The organism is Arthrobacter sp. Leaf69 (genome assembly GCF_001422645.1).
Taxonomy (GTDB): domain Bacteria; phylum Actinomycetota; class Actinomycetes; order Actinomycetales; family Micrococcaceae; genus Arthrobacter.
On record NZ_LMLR01000005.1, the window covers coordinates 1 to 16,346 of the forward strand.

Sequence of the window (16,346 nt, forward strand, 5' to 3'; positions counted from 1 at the left end):
GCCCTGGCTCCAGCACGCCCTGGCTCCAGCACTACAACACTGAACGCATCCACACCGGCATCGGAACCACACCCATCATCCGGGTGTCACCAACCTGATGGCTCAGTACACCTAGAAGCGGACCAGGGCGTACGGCAGGCTCGGCAGGTTCCCCGCGGTCCAGGGCGGGTCGGACTTCTCCGCCGGAAGGTGCCCGCGGCCGTCGCGGACCACCATCACCACCGTGCCAACGATGGCGTACAGGGCAACCGCCGCCAGGATGATCAGCAGGACTACAAAGGACCCGGTCATGTCCAACACCTCTGATATCCATTTTACTGCGGTCCGCGCCTGCGAGAATGGCCGGATGACCGCCATCATCCTGGGCTGGAACCCCGACCGCTGGAACGACTGGAACTACGCCGCCGTCGTCGAGCGCGTGGCCGCGACCGGATTGCACCTTGAGCGGTGGAGCGTGGGCCGCCACCGGAACATTGCCGCGGGAGCGGACGCCTGGCTGCTCCTCCAGGGAGACCGCGGCGGCGGACTCATCGGCCACGGCGTCGTGCTCTCGGAGCACGCCGAACCCGGGCATCACTCTCCCGCGTCGAGCGCGGCAGCGCCGGAGCCGATGTACGTACAGGTGGCGTTTGATTCCTTCCTGCCGCCTGGCGAGCAGATTGCCGTCGACGTTCTGGCGGAGGCGCTGCCCGGGATCCCGTGGGACAGCGATGATGCCGCCGGGCTGGCCGTCGAGCCGGCCGAGGAAGCAATCATCAGGGCCCTGTGGCGCGACTTCGGGCCGCCGCCGGGCCCGGACCCCACGCACCCCGGCCCCGGCACCTACCCGCGGGACGCGGTCACCCGCGTGGAAGTGAACCGCTACGAACAGGACCCGGATGCGCGGCGGGCCTGCATCGCCCACCACGGCACCAGCTGCGCCGCCTGCGGGTTCTCCTTCGAGCAGAAGTACGGCCAGATCGGCAGGGACTTCATCCCGGTGCACCACCTCGTCCCGGTGTCCCAGCTCGGCAGTGGCTACCAGCTCGATCCCATCTCGGACCTCGTCCCGCTCTGCGCCAACTGCCACGCCATGGCGCACCAGGGCGTGAGCACGCCGCGGACCGTGGCCGAGCTGCGCCGCATCATCGGCGACGCCGGTTTCCTCCGCGGAACCACCGTCAGTCCCGAAGAGCTGGAAGCCCAGCGCGCCGCCCGGGAGCTTCTGGGACCGCAGTAGCCGACGCATGCCTGCCCCGGCAGTGCCGGTCGACCTCCGCGCCGTGACGACGTCGACCCGTCCGCGGCGCGCCCTTAAGCGGACCAGACCTGCCGGAACTTGCCGCTGCGGTCGGTCCGGGGCGGTTCATCTGCATGGTCGATGGCGATCGGTCCGGTCCCCTGCGTCGCGAAGAAGCTGCCCAATCGCTGCTCGACTGCCGTCTGCACCTGTGCCCTGTCGGCGTCGGGCTCCGTCTCCAGCCGCAGGCGCAAGGTTCCCGGCCCGGTGCGGATCGCCTGGAACCGGCGCACTCCGGCAGTCTCCTCGATGACCGTGCCCAGTGCCAGCGGGAGGACGGTGACCGCGCGCCCGTCCGGCGCCTCGAAGGAGACCAGGTCCCCGGCACGGCCTTCGATTGTCACGGCAGGGAAGGGACTGCCGCAGGGGCACGGGGATGTCGCGAGCGTGACCCGGTCGCCGAGGTCATAGCGGATGATGGGCTGCACCCGGTTGGCCAGGTTGGTGACGAGCGCCGTGTAGGACCGGACGCCGGCGGGGACGGGCTGGTAGTTCTCGTCGACCGGCTCCAGGATGTACCAGTCAGCATTGACGTGGAACGCGCCGTTCCGGCACTGGCTGGTCAGGGCCGGGACCTCCGAGGAAAGATAGCGTTCAGTCACCCGGCAGCCGAGCGAGGCTTCGATGGCCGCACGTCCGGTCGCCGACAAGTTCTCGCCGGAACTGATGGCCAGGACGGGACGGATCCTGAGCCGCCCGGCCCGTTGCTCCGAGGCCAGTTGGATCATGGCGCTCGGATACCCGTAGAGCAGGGTGGGATTGAATTCATTGAGTTCAGCCACCAGCTCCGGAAGCGGCCTCAGGACGGAGAAGACCCGGACCCTCCGGGCGACGGCGGCGGCCCGACGTCGGGCGGATTCCGTCAGGACCACACCCGCGAAGTGGCCGCCTCCGGCGACAAGGGCAGCGGCCCGCGGCCCCCGCCGCAGAAGCCTTCGCACTTCCCCGGCCCTGACCAGGGTCCGTCGCTCGCGGATCCGGACCACCAGATTCACCACCACCCACGAGATCCGGTCGTGAACCAAGACGGCCGGCTCCCCCGTTGTGCCGGACGTGGTCACCACCAGGTACTTCCCGCGGTAGGCCCTCCCAAGGTGGGAGAGGTCGGAGAGCAACTCTGTCTTCAGCCTCGCCAAAGTGATGTGCGGGTCCGTCACCCAGTCATCAAAGTTCTCCATCAGCTCCCGCTTGCCTACGTGCGGGAGCTGCCGCGCATCCGCGACGTCGTCCGGAGCGTCCCGATACAAGTGGCGGTAAAAAGGCGAAGCGGACCGGGCAAAAGCCACGAGTTCCGCGAGCCGGGCCTGCTGCCGGCGGGCGATCCCTTCCGGGCCTTCCCCCTCAGCGCGCCAGACATCCCAGGCGATCGCCGCCGTCGTTCCAAAGACACCACGCATCGCGAATCACCTTTCCGGGCTGGCCGGCGGCCCCACGCCCACCCTGCCACGCCGGCAGATGCCCTCACAGGGGCTTTCGTCCCCGCGCCATCCAATCGCTGGACTTTACGGCGGGGAGCGCATCAGACTGTCTACAACAGCCGGATTGGCGGCCCTGGACTTCCGCATTCCGGTCCGGCCGGGTTCTATCAGCGGCGCCGTTGGGGGCCGTGCCGCACCACCTTTTCCAGCATCGCGAAAGGACCTGGTTATGCCGGATTTTTCAGTATTCTTCCCGCTAATTGCCACGCTCATCACGGCGGCGGTTGTCATCGCCGTTATTTGGATGACGACAAAACTGATGTGGAAAGTGGCTGAACCCAATGAGGCCCTCATCATCTCGGGGCTGACGCGGGGAACCCTGGATACCAGGGAGGGAATGGACTTCAAGATCGTCACCGGCAAGGGCGCGCTCGTGTTTCCCGGGCTGCAGACCGTCAGGACCCTGTCCCTGACCCTCAATGAAACCGAGCTCAAAGTCTCCTGCGTGACGTCGCAGGGCATCCAGGTGATTGTCGAAGGTGTTGTCATCTACAAGATCGGGGACGCCCCGCCGTTCATCGCCAACGCCGCGCGGCGCTTCCTCGGCCAGCAGCCCAAAATGAAAAGCCAGGTCTACAACGTCTTCGAGGGGCACCTGCGCTCGATCATCGGCAGCATGACCATGGAGGAAATCATCCGCGAGCGCGACAAACTCGGGTCACAGGTGCGGAGCGCCAGCGGCGTCGAAATGGAAAAGCTCGGACTCGTGGTCGACTCGCTCCAGATCAAGGACCTGCAGGATCCCACCAGCTACATCGAGAACATCGCCAAACCTCATATCGCCCAGGTCAAGATGGAGGCGCGCATCGCCGAGGCCACCAGGAACCGTGAGGCTGCGGAAAAGGAAGCCGAAGCGGAGGCACTGATCGCGGACGCACGGAGCATCTCGGCCATCAGGCAATCCGAGGCGCAGGCCAATGCCGAACGGGCCAAAGCTCACGCCGCCCAGGCGGGGCCCCTCGCCGACGCGACAGCCCGCCAGCAGGTGGTGGTCCAGGAGACCGAGGTGGCCAAGCTCGAGGCCGACCGGGAGGAACAGAAACTGCAGACCAGCGTCCGCAAGCCCGCCGATGCCAAGGCGTATGCGAAGCGTACCGAGGCCGAGGGCCAAAAGTCCGCCGACATCAGCGCCGCCGAGGCGCTGGCCCGCCGCACGGAACTCGAAGCAGAGGTCAATGCCCGGCGCACGGAACTCCAGGCCAACGCCAATGCCACGGCTGCGGCCGCCGCGGCCGGAGCCACCCGGGTTACCGGCGAGGCGGAGGCTGCGGCCACGAAGGCCCGCGGCGATGCTGCCGCCTCGGCGATCAAGGCCAAGGCGTTGGCCGAGGCGGACGGCATCAAGGCACGCGCCGAAGCCCTGGGCACCAACCAGGACGCCGTCATTTCCCAGCAGCTGGCGGAAAACATGCCGGCCATCATCGCGGCTGCAGCTGAGCCCTTCGCCCATGTCGGCCAGTTCACCGTCCTCAACGGCGGCGAGGGCATCAACCGCATGATCGGCGGAATCCTGTCCCAGGTGGGCGACTATCTCCCCGCGCTCAGGTCCTCGCTGAGGAACGGCCGGGAGGATGCAAAGCGGCCGCCGAAAGCCCCGGATGCCTAATGCACAGGGACGTTGACCGGAGCCTCACCGGCAAAATCGGACGGGTGACCGGACGCATCGCGCCGGGCACCATCGGCGAAGTCATGCTCCCGTTCCGTGGCGGAACCAGCGCCTTCCACGCCCACCCGTTCGACAAGACCAGTGTCTTCGGCGTGGGCGAGGAGGTCCTGGTGATCTACTACGAGCCCCCACAAACCGTCTACGTTGATGAACTGCCGGATGTCCTGAGGAAGGACTTCCCCGTGTAGAAGCGCCATCCCAGGTTCGGCACGCTCGGTACACTGCCCGCCGCGGGTGGACATGCTCATTCTTCGCGGCCTCGAGAGGGCATATAGGGATTATGTCCAAGCCTTGGCCCCGCCGGAGGGCATGCCCAGTGGCCCGGTGGCGCCCCGCCGGAGGGCATGCCCAGTGGCCCGGTGGCCAGGCAACAATCAGCGGAGCGCGCATCGGGTGGACATGCTCATTCTTGGCTCCGCACGAAGGGCACATGGGGATTATGTCCAAGCTCTGGCCCGGCCGGAGGGCATGCCCAGCGGTTCCGTATCCGCATGCCCAGCGGGCGCACGCCCGCACCTCCCGCCTCACCCCAGCACCCAGCGCACACCCCGTTAACCCACTCTTCGCCCGGCCGCCACCCTGCCCACCCCGCACCGCAAGCCAGCCCCCGCAGGGTGGAGGGGTGAGGATCGCAATTGTTGCTGAGTCATTCCTGCCGCTGATGAACGGGGTAACCCACTCGATTCTGCGGGTCCTGGAGCATCTGCAGGAGCGCGGGGACGAGGTGCTCGTGATCGCGCCGTCCACGCAGGACACGGGAACTCCCACCGAGGTCTACGGGGCGCATGTCCATCGGCTGCCCTCGGTGCCGCTGGCCGGCTACGCGAACGTCCGTGTGGCGATGGGCGGTGTCTACCGGGTCAAGCGAATCCTTGCCGAGTATGCACCGGACGTGGTCCACCTGGCGTCGCCGTTCGTGCTCGGCTGGCGGGCTGCGCAGGCCGCCCAGCAGCTGGGGATCCCCGCCATCGCCATCTACCAGACCGAGGTCCCGGGCTACGCCGGGCGGTACGGCGTCCCCTTCCTGGAGAACTGGGCCTGGAACCGGGTGGAGAACATCCACCTGCTCGCGGCCCGGACGCTGGTGCCCTCCAGCTTCGCGCTCAACCAGCTTCGCGGACGCGGCATTCCGCGCGTCGAGATGTGGCGGCGCGGCGTGGACACGCAGCGGTTCTCCCCGGACAAGCGCGACGCCGGCTGGCGGGGCAGCGTCGCCCCGGCCGGCGAGCGCATCATCGGCTACGTGGGCCGGCTCGCGGTCGAAAAGCAGGTGCAGGACCTCGCCGTGCTGGCAGATGTCCCCGGCACCCGGCTGGTGATTGTGGGCGACGGCCCCCAGCGCCAGGCCCTCGAGGACGCCTTGCCGGACGCGGTCTTCACCGGGTTCCTCGGCGGCGAGGAGCTGGCCCGCGCGGTGGCATCCTTCGACCTCTTCGTGCACCCCGGCGAGTTCGAGACCTTCTGCCAGACCATCCAGGAGGCGATGGCGTCGGGCGTGCCGGTGGTCGCCACGGGCCGCGGCGGCCCACTGGACCTCGTCGAAAACTCCCGCACCGGCTGGCTGTACGAGCCGGGCGACCTGGCCGCGCTGCGCGCCCGCGTGGCGGACCTGATGGGCGACGACGCCAAGCGCCGCGCCTTCGCAGCGGCGGCCCACGCTTCGGTCCAGGGCCGGACATGGTCCGCCCTGGGCGCCGAGCTGGTCCAGCACTACGAGGCGGTCCTCGCCAGTGTCCCCCGTGCAAGCCGTACAACCAGCACCACCCCTCAAGGAGTCGCCCTGTGAAAATTTCCGTGATCGGCTGCGGGTACCTGGGAGCCGTGCACGCGGCCACCCTCGCGTCGATGGGCCACACCGTGGTGGGGATCGACGTCGACGCCGGCAAAGTCGGGCAGCTGGGCCGCGGCACGGCGCCGTTCTTCGAACCCGGGCTGGACGAGCTCCTGCGCGACGGCATCACCACCGGCCGGCTCAGCTTCTCCACGGACTTCGCGGACGCGGCCGGCGCCCAGCTGCATTTCCTCTGTGTGGGCACGCCGCAGTCCAAGACGTCCGACGGCGCCGACCTCAGCTACCTCGTCGCCGCCACGAATGCGCTGCTCCCCCACCTGGCCGCCGGATCCGCCGTCGTGGGCAAATCCACGGTTCCGGTCGGAACGGTGGACATGCTCCGCGGTGTGCTGTCCCCGCGGCCGGACGTGCTCCTGGGCTGGAACCCCGAATTCCTGCGCCAGGGCACCGCGGTCAAGGACTCGCTGGTCCCGGACCGCCTGGTCTACGGCGTCCCGGAGGACGGCGAGCCTCGGGACCCCGCTTCCGCCCGCCCCAACAACTCCGACGACGGCGCTACCCGCCCCGGCCTCACTCGCCCCGCCATCAACACGGGCAACACCCGCCCAGCGGACTCCGGCGCAGCACTCACCGCGGCCCTCGACGCCGTCTACGCTCCCCTGCTGGCCGCCGGGATTCCGCGGCTGGTCTGCAACTTCGCCACGGCGGAACTGATCAAGTCGGCGTCGAACGCGTACCTGGCCACGAAGCTCAGTTTCATCAACGCGATGGCCGAGCTCTGTGACGCTACGGGCGCCGACGTGAAACAGCTGGGCGCGGCCATGGGCCTCGATCCGCGCATCGGCGGCCGGTACCTCCACGCCGGGCTGGGGTTCGGCGGCGGCTGCCTGCCCAAGGACATCCGTTCGCTCCGGGTCCAGGCGGCGGGACTGGGCGTGGACTCGGTGAACCGGTGGATGGACGTGGTGGATGCCATCAACCGGGACCAGCGTTCCCGCACGGTCGCGGTGGCGCGGGAACTGTGCGGCGGCCAGCTTGGCGGCCGCCGTGTCACGGTGCTCGGCGCGGCTTTCAAACCGGACACGGACGACATCCGCGATTCCCCTGCCCTGGATGTCGCCCTGCAGCTGGCGTCGGCCGGCGCGCATGTCACCGTGACGGACCCCGCCGCGATCAACAACGCGTGGCTGCGCTTCCCGCAGTTGCGTTTCGAGCCGTCCACGGCCCAGGCGCTGGACGGCGCGGAACTGGTGCTGCTGCTGACCGAGTGGGATGAGTACACGGGGCTCTCACCGGCCGGCGCCGGGCCACTCGTCCGGCGCAGGGCCCTCCTGGACGCCCGCAACGTGCTGGACGCCTCCGTCTGGGAGGCGGAAGGCTGGACGGTCCGCGGCCTGGGCCGGGGGCACACCGCCGGAACCATCACCACCGGCCTGAGCGCCGCGGGGCACCGGCCGGGATAACCGGCCCCCCGCTGAACCCGCCAAACCCCGTCCCCCAAAACGCCGCGCCATCCCTTCTTGGACCCCGCCCGGCGGTGCGACCCCTATGATTTCCTGAGGGGAGGGCTTTTCAATGAAATACCGGTGGTCTCACATTCGCTCGGCGGTTGCCGCGTGACAGCTTCCCCATACCCGGCGCCCGGCATCGAGGCGGTGCTGGAATCCAGCCCGGATGCCCTCCTGGTGGTCACCGAGGACGGCACCATCCTCCGCGTCAACGCCGCCACGGAACGCATGTTCGGCTACACCCGCGACGAGCTCCTGGGCCGGGATCACCGGATGCTCCTCGCCGAAGGCTTCCGCAGCGGCCTCCAGCGCATCTTCTTCGCCCTCCGCAAGGACGCCGACGCCTCTCCCGCCGCCCCCCACACCGACACCACCCCCTCCTTCCACCCGGTCGAGGCCTACGGGCTGCGGCGCGACGGCACCGAGTTCCAGGGCGAAGTGGCCTGCTCGCTGCTGGCCCAGGATAGCGAGGACGCCCCCGTCAGCATGGCAGTCGCCGTCCGTGACACCTCCCACCGGCAGGCCGCCGACGCGGGCCTGCGCGAAGCCATGTCCCTGCTCAGCGCCACGTTGGAGTCCACGGCCGACGGCATTCTGGTGGTCGGCGGCGACGGGCGGATCGCCGGCGTGAACAACCAGTTCATCTCCATGTGGGGCATCCCGCGGGAGCTCCTGGCCACCCAGGACGACGAGGCCGTACTGGGCTTCGTCCTGGACCAGCTGGTGGATCCCGGGCAGTTCGTCGAGAAAGTCACCGCGCTCTACGCCGCCCCCTCCGCGGAGAGCCATGACGTCCTGGACTTCCGCGACGGCCGGACCTTCGAACGCTACTCCCGCCCGCAGAAGGTCGCGGACAAGGTGGTGGGCCGCGTCTGGAGCTTCCGGGACGTGACCCCGGCCCGGATCGCGCAGGACCGGATCACCCAGGCCATGGCCGACCTCGCCGAGCAGGCCGCGCAGCTCAAGGACCTCGCGTTCAAGGACCCGCTCACCGGCCTGTCCAACCGCCAGCTCTTCAACGACCACCTCGCGGCGGCATTGCGCGGGCCGTACGGCACTGCCGTCGACGTCCTGCTCCTGGACCTGGACGACTTCAAGGAAGTCAACGACATCCTGGGCCATCACGCCGGCGACCAGATGCTGATCGAGGTGGGCCGCCGGCTGCGCGAGTGTGTCCGCCCGAACGACGTTGTAGCACGCCTGGGCGGCGACGAATTCGTAGTGCTCCTGGTCGGCTCGCTGGACGCCGAGGCGGTTGCCAAGAGGATCGTCGAAGCCCTGCGGGTCCCGCTCTGGATCGACGGGACCATGCTGCGCCCCAGCCTGAGCCTGGGGCTGGCGTCCATCAACGAGGACGCCGTGGACGCCTCCGAGCTGCTGCGCCGCGCCGACGTCGCCATGTACGCCGCGAAGACTGCCGGAAAGAACCGGTACCTGCGGTTCCGGCCGGAGATGATGAAGTCACTCGTGGAGCGCACGGCGCTGGAGGCCGGGCTGCGGGTGGCCGTGGACGCCGGCCAGATCGCCGTGCACTACCAGCCGATCGTCTCGTCCCGGCTCGGCGTTGTGGTCAAGGTCGAGGCGCTGGCCCGCTGGGAGCGCGACGGCGAAACCGTCCCGCCGCAGCAGTTCATCCCGGCGGCGGAGCGCAGCGGGCTGATCGTCGAGATCGGCACCGAGGTCCTCCTGAAGGGCTGCACCGAGCTGAAGCCCTGGCTCGCGGAAGATTCTTCGCGGTCGCTCGCCGTCAACGTCTCCGGGGTCCAGCTGCAGCACGGTGACTTCGCCGAGCTGGTGCTGGCCGTCACCGAATCCTGCGGGGTGGATCCGCGGCAGCTGGTCCTGGAGGTCACCGAGAGCGTGTTCTTCGACGACGACTGCCACGTCATCCAGCAGCTCACCGGGCTCCGCAAGGCCGGGGTGCGGGTGGCCCTGGACGACTTCGGCACCGGCTACTCCTCCCTCGGCCGGCTCCAGGACCTGCCCGTGGACACGCTCAAAATCGACCAGTCCTTCACGTCCATGATCCACACCGGCAACGAAAACCTGCCGATCCTCAGCTGCATGGTCAGCATGGCCCACGGCCTGGGCCTGACCGTCACGGCGGAGGGGGTGGAGACGGCGGCGCAGGCCGAATACCTGATGAACCTGGACTGCGATTCCCTGCAGGGGTTCCTGTTTTCCGGCCCCGAAGCCGAGCCCGCCCTGGCCGCCGCTATCGCCCGTTCCGCCGGCGCATTCGCCGCCCTCCGCGGTGACCGGGTGGCCGGACGCCGCTGACCTGCGAAAAGTCCGGCCCTGTGATGCTGGACACAGGCGCTACGGACCCTATGATGCAGGAAACACTTTGTCCGCGGCGCCGCCGTCGGACTGCTCGTCATGTCTGTCAACATCCGTCGCTTTGGGGGCCGGTAACGCCGTGGGAACTGGGATTGAAGAAAGCCTGCTCGAGCAGGGCCCCGATGCTTTCTTGCTGCTGACCGCGGACGGAACCATCGCGTTCGTGAATTCGGCGGCCGAGCGACTGTTTGGCTATCCGCGCGAACAGCTGCTCGGCGTCGGGCACAACATCCTGCTCTCCGAGGACGAGCGCGGCGGGTTCCTGCGGGTCTTTGGCCGGCTGGGGCGCGGCAGCGCGGCGGGCCGCCGGCCGTTCGCGGCGGCAGGCCGGCGTCGGGATGGCAGCGAACTGCCGCTGGAGATCACGTGCTCGCTGGTAACGGTCGACGGCGGCCCGGCCATGGCGGTGGCCGTCCGGGACGGCAGCCACCGGGAGGACACCGACTCGGGCCGGCGGCTGGCGGTTTCGCTGCTCGATGCCACGCTGGAGACCACCGCCGACGGGATTGTGGTGGTCTCCAACGACGGCCAGATCACCGGGGTCAATGACCAGTACCTCAAGATGTGGGGCATGCCGCCGGAGCTGATCGCGGCGGAGGACCCGACGGCGCTGGTCACCTTCATCTCCCGCCAGCTGGCCAATCCGGACTACTTCCTGCAGAAGGTCGCGGAGCTGCACACCGACCGGGTGAAGCAGAGCCACGACGTGCTGGAGTTCAAGGATGGCCGCAGCGTGGAGCTCTACTCCCGGCCGCAGAAGGTCGCGGACGTGATCGTGGGCCGGATCTGGAATTTCCGCGACATCACCACGCGGCAGCGCGCCCAGGACCAGGCCCGCCGCGCCATGGAGGAACTCGCCGAGCAGACGGACAAACTCAAGGAGCTGGCCTTCCAGGATCCGCTGACGGGCCTGGCGAACCGGATGCTCTTCAATGACCGCGCGGCCGCCGCGCTGCTGACCCCCGGGCCGGTGCACGTGCTGCTGCTGGATCTGGACGATTTCAAGGAAGTCAACGACGTCCTGGGCCACCACGCCGGGGACCAGATGCTTGTGGAGGTCTCGCGGCGGCTGCAGAACTGCGTGGGGCCGCACGGCACCGTGGCGCGCCTCGGCGGGGACGAATTCGTCGTCCTGCTGGTGGACTGCAACGATTCCGACGCCGTCGCCCAGCGCGTGGTGGCGGCCCTGAACGCCCCGGTGTCCATCGAAGGCACCCTGATGCGGCCGGGCCTGAGCCTGGGGGTGGCCTCGCGCGGCCCCGGGACCATGACGTCCTCGGAGCTGCTGCGCCAGGCGGACCTGGCCATGTACGCGGCGAAGGAGGCAGGCAAGAACTGCTACGTGCATTTCCGGCCGGAGATGCTCGCGGCGCTGCTGGAGCGCACCCAGCTGACGGCCGGTCTGCGGCGGGCCGTGGAACTGGGGCAGATCACCGTGCACTACCAGCCGGTGGTGTCCACCGAGCAGCTGGAGGTGGTGCAGTTCGAGGCCCTGGCCCGCTGGCAGTGGGAAGGCCAGCTGATGCCGCCGGACCAGTTCATCCAGACCGCGGAGCGCAGCGGCCTGATCCGGGAGATCGGGGCGGAAGTGCTGCGGCGCAGCTGCACCGAGCTGCAGCCCTGGCTCGCCGAGGACCCGCGCCGGACCCTGGCCGTGAACGTTTCCGGTGTGCAGCTGCAGCACCCGGACTTCGCCGAACGGGTCCTGGACATCGCGGCGTGGAGCGGCGTGGACCCGCACCAGCTGGTGCTCGAAGTGACGGAGAGCGTCTTCTTCGACGCCCAGTGCCACGTCATCACCCAGCTGGTGACCCTGCGCGGGGCCGGGATCCGGGTGGCCCTGGACGACTTCGGCACCGGCTACTCCTCGCTGGGCCGGCTGCAGGAGCTCCCCGTGGACGTCGTCAAGATCGACAAGTCCTTTGTCTCCATGCTGCGCACCGGGACCGAAAAGCTGCCCATCCTGACCTCCATGATCCACATGGCCCGCAGCCTGGGCCTGAAGGTCACGGCCGAGGGCATCGAAACCCCGGAGCAGGCCCGCTACCTGATGGATCACGGCTGCGACGCCCTGCAGGGCTACCTGTTCTCCCGTCCGCAGCCCGAATCGCGGCGCGAGCTCGGCATCCGCAGCTCCCTCGCCGCCATCGCGGCGCTGGAGGGTGTTCCGCTGCCCGTGTAGCCGGCCGGTTCCGACTGGCGTTGTATCGCTGGGTGCCGTGGTCCGTTAAACCGCTTGGTTGGCCCGCGGGGGCGACACAAAGATGGCCGCTGAATGACGCGTATCACGTGCAGCGCCCGCACCACATATGATTCAGTGAGCGCAGCCGGCCTTGTTCTCCGCAAGGGGTGGCTGCCACTTCACTTTCGTCGCTTGGGGGCAGGCAAAACACATGGAATCCGGACTCGCACAACTACTGCTGGAGCACAGCCCCGACCCGCTGCTGCTGCTCGATCCGGACGGCGCCATCTCCTTCCTGAACGCCGCCGCCGAGGAGCTCTTCGGCTACTCCCGGGCCCAGTTGCTGGGCGCCGATTCGTCCCTGCTCCTGGCCGAGGCCTCCCGCGAACCCTTCCATGGTGTCCTCGCCGGCCTGGGCGCCTCCGCGCCCCGTTCCCCTAAGCCCTTCGCCGGTTCCGGCCGCCGCGCCGACGGCACCGAGCTCCCGGTCGAAATCACCTGCTCACTGCTGCCGCCCGACGCCGGTGCGGGGCCGGCGGCGCGGTCCGTCGCGCTTTCGGTCCGCGGCACCGGGCACCGCCCGGTTGCGCCCTCCGGGAACGGCACGACGGGGTCTGCCGGCGCCCGGGCCTCCGGCAGTGCAGTCCACAGTGCGGCCGACACCGGGACCGCCGGCACGCTTCACGTCGCCGCGGGGGCTTCCGCGGATGCCGCGGCGCACCGCCGTCGTACTCTGGCGGCCTCCGCCGCCGTACCCGCCGCGTTCGCCGGGCACGATGACCAGCTGCGGGCCGGGGTGCTGCGTGATCCGCTGACGTCGCTGCCCAACGGCACCCTGTTCAACGAGCGGCTCGCCGCGGCGCTGCGCCGGCCGGACCCGGTGGATGTGCTGCTGCTGAACCTGGATGACTTCAAGAACCTTAACGACATGCTGGGCCGCTCCTCCGCGGACGAGCTGCTGGTGGAGGTCGCCAGCCGGCTGCGCAACTGTGTGCGGCCGCACGACACTGTGGCCCGGCTCGGCGGCGACGAGTTTGTGGTGCTCCTGACCGAATGCCTCAACGCCGACGCCGTGGCCAAGCGGATCTCCGAGTCGCTGTACGAGCCGCTGCGCGTGGGCGGCTCCCTGGTCCGGCCGGGCGTCAGCATGGGCCTGGCGTCCAGGACCGCCCAGACGCTGGACGGCGCGGAACTGCTGCGGCAGGCCGACGCAGCGATGACGGCGGCGAAGACCGGGGGCAAGAACGCGTGGCTCCGGTTCCGGCCGGAGATGCTGAACACTGTGACCGCCAAAGCGGACGGTCAGGCGGGGCTCCGGCAGGCGGTGGAGCTGGGCCAGATCTCGGTCCACTACCAGCCCGTGGTGTCCCCCGGGCTCGGGGCCGTGGTGCAGTTCGAGGCGTTCGCGCGGTGGGAGCGGCACGGCCGGCTGGTCCCGCCCAACCAGTTCCTGCCCGTGGCCGAGCAGAGCGGCCTGATCCGCGAGATCGGCGACGAGGTCATGCGCCGGGCCTGCGCCGAAATCCGGCCCTGGCTGGCCGGCGACGCCGCGTACAGCGTGGCGGTGAACGTCTCGGGCTTGCAGTTCCAGAACCGCGACTTCGCCACCGACGTGCTTGCGATTGTGGCGTCCACCGGCGTGGATCCGCGCCAGCTCATGCTGGAACTGACCGAAAGTGTATTTTTCGAGTCGGACTCCGACGTGCTCCGCCAACTGCGGCAGCTCCGGGAGGCCGGCGTGCGGATCGCGATGGACGACTTCGGCACCGGCTACGCGTCCCTGGGCCGGCTCAAGGAGTTGCCGCTGGACAAGGTCAAGATCGACCGCTCCTTCGTGGCCATGATCAAGACCGGCCAGGAACAGCTCCCGTTCTTCGGAACCATGATCGACGCCGCCCATGCCCTGGGCCTGAAGGTCACGGCCGAGGGCATCGAAACGCCGGCGCAGGCCCGGTACCTCATGGAGCGCGGGTGTGACTCCCTGCAGGGCTACCTGTTCGCCAAGCCAGCCCCGGCCAGCGAGCTGGCCGGGACGATGGAGAGCGCGCTCACGGCGATCGACAAGGTCGACGCCGGGCGTTAGTTCCGGCGTCGCTCCAGCAGGTTCTGCGGGCCTGGCGGCGACGCTCCCGCAGATCCGGCGGGATTACCGCCGACGCTCCCGCAGATCCGGCGGGATTACCGCCGACGCTCCCGCAGATCCGGCGGGACGTCGTTACGCCCGGTCTGCCGCGTCATGGCACGGCTTTCCCCGTGCGCCCCCGCCAGGAACTGGGCTGGAACGGCGCCCTTGGCTGAACAGCACGGGGGCGTCTGCGGGGGCGCCGTGGCGCCGGTCTGCCAGTCACCCTCCGCGACCACCGCTGCGCGCCCGACGTTCCTGCCCACTTGTACTTCGCTGCAACCCGGTGTCAGCCCGTTGCACCGCGACCTGGCGCGGACGTCTCCGTGCGCCCTAGCCAGGAATTGGGCTGGAACATCGTCGCGGACCGATAGCGGGAACAGGCGCACCCAGGGCCTGTCCTGGCCACCCCGACGCCCGCTCAGGCCACTTTTAAGCACAAACGGCCCCGGCCAGTGGCCGGGGCCCTTTGTGCGCATTCGATTCAGCGCTTTTCGCAGGCGATGCCGTCGTTGTCACGGTCGAGGTCGTACTCGCCGCGGTGCCGGACCGCGCCGCCGTCGTTGTACCCGTAGAGGGTGTTGTCCACGCGGAAGTTGGTGACCCGCTTGCCGGTGGTCTTGTCCTTGGCGCCCTTGCGGCCCACGCCGTGCGGGTAGACCTTGTTGAGCTCCGTGCAGTTCTTGTAGGACTTGGGCGCGGGTGCGGCAGATGCCGGCACGGCCGTGCCGCTCAGCACGACGGCGCTGGCCGCGAGCGAGCCAATCAGCAGTTTTTTCAGGCGCACGTTCGAGAGCCCTCCCCCAATAGAAGCCCTCGGCCGCGTGTCGGCGAGGCGCAATGAAATGCTAACCCAGATTTCCGCCCATGCGGGACAAGGTCAGCCGCGCGGATCCAGCTTGTCGAGCTCCTGCGCCACCATGGCCGCGCTGCGCTCCCACAGCTCCCGTGCCAGTTCGGCATCGTAGGCCTGCTTGTTGGCTTTGGCCAGCGCGCGTTTGGCGTAGTAGGCACCGGAGATCCAGTCCTGCCCGGGCGTGGCCGTGGCGAGCCACACAAGTGTGTCCGCGCCCTGTTCGGGGCTCAGCAGGAAACGGTTGAGGATCGTCTTGTAGGCGTGCCGCATCGGACTGGTGGACTCCGCCGCAAAGTTGGTGGCTACGACGCCGGGGTGGAACGACGCAGTCCTGATCCCTTCGGCGCTGAAGCGACGGTGGAGCTCACTGGTGAAAAGGATATTCGCGAGTTTCCCGGTGCCGTACGCCCGGTTGGTGGAGTAGCCTTGGGCCGAGTCGAGGTCGAACAGGTCCAGTTTGCCGAATCCGTTGGCGGCGCTGGAGGTGTTGATGACGGTGGCGTTGCTGGCGGTGAGGACGTCCATCAGCTCGGTGGTCAGCAGGAACGGGGCCAGGTGGTTGACCTGGAAGGTCTTCTCGTGGCCGTCCACGGTGAGTTCGCGCTTGCCCATAATGCCGCCGGCGTTGTTCGCCAGGACGTCTATCCGCGGGTACTTTTCCTTGAGCTGCGCTGCAAGCCGGCGCACCTGGGCCAGCTCCGCGAAGTCGGCGATGAAATGGTCCGCACCGATCTCTGCCGCGATCAGTTGGGTCTTCTCCGCGGAGCGCCCGACCACCACCACCTGCTCCCCCCGTTTGCTGAGGGTGCGTGCGGCGGACGCGCCGATGCCGTCGCTGGCGCCGGTGATGACAATGGTCCGAGCGGTCATGAAGGAGTCCTTTGTGAGGAAGCGGTAACTGGCTGTCGACATCGAGCCTACCGAACCACAACGACGCCGGGCTGACCAACGTTCCCGCTGTTGATTTCGGGGTTAAATGCGGGAGGACCCCCAACGTGGTTGGGGGTCCTCGACCTTAATGATGTTCCGGCGGTGACCTACTCTCCCACACCCTCCCGGGTGCAGTACCATCGGCGCTGTGGGTCTTAGCTTCCGGGTTCGGAATGGGACCGGGCGTTTCCCC

The 16,346-nt window shown here is 68.9% G+C and carries 12 protein-coding genes and 1 rRNA gene; 8 read left to right on the forward strand and 5 right to left on the reverse strand.

Going from position 1 to position 16,346, the window contains the following annotated elements; all coding sequences use genetic code 11:
- Positions 1 to 111: 111 nt before the first annotated feature.
- Positions 112 to 291 carry a hypothetical protein gene (locus ASE96_RS05230; protein ID WP_056427129.1) on the reverse strand — a complete coding sequence of 60 codons (180 nt, stop codon included), beginning with the start codon at positions 289 to 291 and terminating at the stop codon, positions 112 to 114.
- A 55-nt stretch (positions 292 to 346) separates the two neighbouring features.
- Here ASE96_RS05230 and ASE96_RS05235 point away from each other — a divergent pair, with 55 nt between their 5' ends.
- Positions 347 to 1,219, forward strand: a complete 873-nt coding sequence (locus ASE96_RS05235) for an HNH endonuclease (RefSeq protein ID WP_056427107.1) — start codon at positions 347 to 349, stop codon at positions 1,217 to 1,219.
- 74 nt (positions 1,220 to 1,293) lie between these two features.
- Here ASE96_RS05235 and ASE96_RS05240 read toward each other — a convergent pair whose 3' ends face one another.
- Positions 1,294 to 2,676 carry a phenylacetate--CoA ligase family protein gene (locus ASE96_RS05240; RefSeq protein ID WP_056427111.1) on the reverse strand — a complete coding sequence of 461 codons (1,383 nt, stop codon included), beginning with the start codon at positions 2,674 to 2,676 and terminating at the stop codon, positions 1,294 to 1,296.
- 250 nt (positions 2,677 to 2,926) lie between these two features.
- Between ASE96_RS05240 and ASE96_RS05245 the strand changes: the two genes are divergently transcribed.
- From ASE96_RS05245 to ASE96_RS05275, 7 genes are all read left to right on the forward strand, one after another.
- Positions 2,927 to 4,363: a flotillin family protein gene (locus tag ASE96_RS05245; RefSeq protein WP_056427113.1), complete on the forward strand. Its 1,437-nt coding sequence runs from the start codon at positions 2,927 to 2,929 to the stop codon at positions 4,361 to 4,363.
- On the forward strand, positions 4,363 to 4,611 hold the full coding sequence (locus ASE96_RS05250; RefSeq protein ID WP_056427116.1) for a hypothetical protein: 249 nt from the start codon (positions 4,363 to 4,365) through the stop codon (positions 4,609 to 4,611). Before ASE96_RS05245 ends, ASE96_RS05250 begins: the two co-directional genes overlap by 1 nt.
- Positions 4,612 to 5,045: 434 nt before the next feature.
- A complete protein-coding gene (locus tag ASE96_RS05255; RefSeq protein WP_056427118.1) occupies positions 5,046 to 6,209 on the forward strand; it encodes a glycosyltransferase family 4 protein in 1,164 nt (387 codons plus the stop codon).
- Positions 6,206 to 7,678 carry a UDP-glucose dehydrogenase family protein gene (locus ASE96_RS05260; RefSeq protein ID WP_056427121.1) on the forward strand — a complete coding sequence of 491 codons (1,473 nt, stop codon included), beginning with the start codon at positions 6,206 to 6,208 and terminating at the stop codon, positions 7,676 to 7,678. The genes ASE96_RS05255 and ASE96_RS05260 overlap by 4 nt, the downstream gene beginning before the upstream one ends.
- 153 nt (positions 7,679 to 7,831) lie before the next feature.
- The gene (locus ASE96_RS05265) at positions 7,832 to 10,003 is read left to right on the forward strand and encodes a putative bifunctional diguanylate cyclase/phosphodiesterase (RefSeq protein ID WP_235500134.1); all 2,172 of its coding nucleotides are present in this window, start codon (positions 7,832 to 7,834) and stop codon (positions 10,001 to 10,003) included.
- 139 nt (positions 10,004 to 10,142) lie between these two features.
- Positions 10,143 to 12,245, forward strand: a complete 2,103-nt coding sequence (locus ASE96_RS05270) for a putative bifunctional diguanylate cyclase/phosphodiesterase (protein ID WP_235500136.1) — start codon at positions 10,143 to 10,145, stop codon at positions 12,243 to 12,245.
- A 211-nt stretch (positions 12,246 to 12,456) separates the two neighbouring features.
- Positions 12,457 to 14,328, forward strand: coding sequence for a putative bifunctional diguanylate cyclase/phosphodiesterase (locus ASE96_RS05275; RefSeq protein ID WP_056427126.1), 1,872 nt, complete (start codon positions 12,457 to 12,459; stop codon positions 14,326 to 14,328).
- Positions 14,329 to 14,851: 523 nt separating this feature from the next.
- Here ASE96_RS05275 and ASE96_RS05280 read toward each other — a convergent pair.
- The 3 genes from ASE96_RS05280 to rrf form a co-directional block, all read right to left on the reverse strand.
- A complete protein-coding gene (locus tag ASE96_RS05280; protein ID WP_235500138.1) occupies positions 14,852 to 15,154 on the reverse strand; it encodes an excalibur calcium-binding domain-containing protein in 303 nt (100 codons plus the stop codon).
- A gap of 93 nt (positions 15,155 to 15,247) precedes the next feature.
- Positions 15,248 to 16,093 (reverse strand): SDR family NAD(P)-dependent oxidoreductase, encoded by an 846-nt coding sequence (locus ASE96_RS05285; RefSeq protein WP_056427137.1) that lies wholly within the window; start codon positions 16,091 to 16,093, stop codon positions 15,248 to 15,250.
- A 154-nt stretch (positions 16,094 to 16,247) separates the two neighbouring features.
- Positions 16,248 to 16,346, reverse strand: a 5S ribosomal RNA gene (rrf, locus tag ASE96_RS05290); the annotation flags it as partial.